This window comes from Nocardia sp. (assembly GCF_025465275.1).
Taxonomy (GTDB): Bacteria; Actinomycetota; Actinomycetes; order Mycobacteriales; family Mycobacteriaceae; genus Nocardia.
This window is the reverse complement of record NZ_JAODNK010000149.1, coordinates 1-2,659: the sequence shown is the minus strand read 5'-3', so window position 1 is coordinate 2,659 and position 2,659 is coordinate 1. Positions and strand designations below refer to the sequence as shown.

The window sequence follows — 2,659 nt, the reverse complement described above, 5'->3', positions numbered from 1 at the left end:
CGTAGTCGATTGCTGCGCTAACCATCCGATACTGGACAATGGACGCCGTGAACGACGCCGCGAACCACACTGCCGAGTCAGTCCCCGGGCCGCGGTCCGCCGACCTTGCCGGTGACGGCGATCACCGTGACGGTATCGAGCCGGCCGGCCGCGACGGTGTCGACCTCGCCGCGCGCGGCAATCGCCTCTACCCACGGGTCACCAGCTTCCGCTCGCGCCGCGGGGCACTCACGCCACAGCAGCAGCAATCCTGGGAGCGGATGTGGCCCCGCATCGGCCGCGACGTCTCCGACGAGAAGCTGGACGCCGACGCCTGGTTCGGCCGCACCGCACCACTGATCGTCGAGATCGGTTGCGGCACCGGCACAGCCACCGCGGCGATGGCGCAGGCCGAGCCGGAGTTCAATCTGATCGGTGTCGAGGTCTACAAGCCGGGTGTGGCCCAGCTGGTGCAGCGCGTCGAGCGCGAGCAGATCGAGAACATTCGCATCCTGCGCGGCGATGCGGTGGATGTCCTCGAACACATGATTGCTCCCGAGTCGCTGACAGGTGTCCGAGTGTTCTTCCCGGACCCGTGGCCGAAGGCGCGGCACCATAAACGCCGGCTGCTTCAGCCGCCGACGCTGGCACTTATCGCGAGTCGCCTGCGCCCGGGCGGCGTGTTGCATGTCGCGACCGATCACGCCGATTATGCGGAACATATTGCCGAAGTCGGTGCCGGAGAATCGCAGCTCATCGGTATGAATGAGGCCACCGGAGGGGACTCCGCAAGGTACCTTGAAACCGCACCGATCGGTTTTGAACGTCCAATTACCAAGTTCGAAGGAAAAGGACTCCGCGCGGGTAGCGCCATCACGGAGTTCATCTGGGGGAAGATCGAATCATGAGCGTCAGTGAGATGGCCCCGGAGGTCGCGGATGTTGCCGAAATAATGCACGGCACTGCCTCGTCCGAACTACCGGGCACCACCGGCCTTTCCGGCACCGGCACCGACTTCCGTCGCGTGCTGCTCGTCTGGGACGCACCGAACCTCGACATGGGGCTCGGCGCCATTCTCGGCGGCCGGCCCACCGCCGCCTACCGGCCGCGTTTCGACGCACTCGGCCGCTGGCTGCTGGCCCGCACCGCGGAACTATCCGTCGGCAGCCGCCAGCGCGTCGAACCCGAAGCCACCGTCTTCACCAATATCGCCCCCGGCACCGCCGACGTGGTGCGACCGTGGGTGGAGGCGCTGCGCAATGTCGGCTACGCCGTCTTCGCAAAACCCAAAATCGACGAAGATTCCGACGTCGACAGCGATATGCTCGGCCATATCGAGCTCCGCCGTCGCGGTGCCGGGCTGGCCGGAATCATGGTCGCCTCCGCCGATGGTCAGGCATTCCGCGCGCCGCTCGAAGAAATCGCCGCCAGCGGCGTGCCTGTTCAGGTGCTCGGATTCCGCGAGCACGCGAGCTGGGCGGTCACGTCGGATATTCTCGAGTTCATCGACCTCGAGGACATCCCGGGCGTGTTCCGTGAACCGCTGCCCAGGGTGAGCCTCGACTCGCTGCCCGACGAGGGAGCATGGCTGCAGCCGTTCCGGCCGCTGACAGCACTGCTCACCTCCCGCCCCGCTCAAGGAGTCGCTTAGTGTTCACCCGCTGGGGCGACCTGGTCTACAAGCTGCGCTACACCGTCTTAGGCGTGGTCGTTGCTGCCCTACTCGGGCTCGGCGCCTTCGGGCTCGGAGTCGAGGACCACCTCAGCTCCAGCGGATGGTTCGACCCCAACTCGCAGTCGACACAGGCAGCGGTGCTGAAGGATTCGGTGTACAGCCGCGATCACAACAGTGACGTGGTGCTGCTGTACACCGCGCCCGACGGGAAGACCGTCGACGATTCGGCGTGGAACCAGAAGATCATCGACAGCCTCAACGCGCTGCCGAAGACGTATCCGGAGATCGCCAAGGTCAATGTCTCGCCCTGGAAGACCGACACGGGGCAACAGCTCGCGCAGGCGGTCAGTGCCGATCGAAAGCACGCTTTCGCCACCGTTGCCCTCAACGGCAACAACGACACCGAGATGCTGCAGGCGTACGGCGCGGTCAAGAACGCCTTCTCGATTCCGGATGTCACGGTCGAGGTCGGTGGCCTGCAGCCGGTCGCTTATACGTTGAACAGCACGATCGCCAGCGATGTGAAGCGCATGGAGATGCTCGCGCTCCCCGCCGTCGCGATCCTGCTGTTCTTCATTTTCGGCGGAGTCGTCGCCGCCGCACTGCCTTTGATCATCGGTGGTCTGACGATCATCGCCGCCAACGGCATGATCATGGCGCTGACCAAGTACACCGACGTGAACTCCTTCGTCTCCGCCGTGGTGTCGATGATCGGCCTGGGCCTGGCCATCGACTACGGCCTGTTCATAGTCAGCCGGTTCCGTGAGGAATTGGCCGAGGGTTACGACACCCGTGCTGCCGTGCGACGTTCGGTGATGACCGCCGGGCGCACGGTGACCTCCTCGGCGACCATGATCATCGCGGCCAGCGCGGGCATGCTGCTGTTCCCGCAGGGCTTCCTGAAGTCGGTCGCCTACGGCACCATCGCCGCGGTGCTGCTGGCCATGATCACCTCACTCACGGTGCTGCCCGCACTGCTGAGCATTCTCGGTCCGCGCGTGGACA

The 2,659-nt window shown here is 65.3% G+C and carries 3 protein-coding genes; all 3 read left to right on the top strand.

What is annotated here, in order from left to right; genetic code table 11:
• The first annotated feature begins 134 nt into the window (after positions 1 to 134).
• Entirely contained in the window at positions 135 to 887 is a 753-nt protein-coding gene (gene trmB / locus JWN03_RS32140; protein ID WP_441343098.1) for a tRNA (guanosine(46)-N7)-methyltransferase TrmB, read from the top strand.
• Positions 884 to 1,630 (top strand): NYN domain-containing protein, encoded by a 747-nt coding sequence (locus JWN03_RS32135; protein ID WP_297622847.1) that lies wholly within the window; start codon positions 884 to 886, stop codon positions 1,628 to 1,630. The genes trmB and JWN03_RS32135 overlap by 4 nt, the downstream gene beginning before the upstream one ends.
• The coding region (locus JWN03_RS32130) for an MMPL family transporter (protein WP_297622845.1) at positions 1,630 to 2,659 on the top strand (1,030 nt) is incomplete at its 3' end. The genes JWN03_RS32135 and JWN03_RS32130, both read left to right, overlap by 1 nt.

What these genes read in the sequence shown, in the direction of transcription:
- JWN03_RS32135 (WP_297622847.1), top strand. Translation starts at nt 884, where the DNA reads ATGAGCGTCAGTGAGATGGCCCCGGAGGTCGCGGATGTTGCCGAAATA.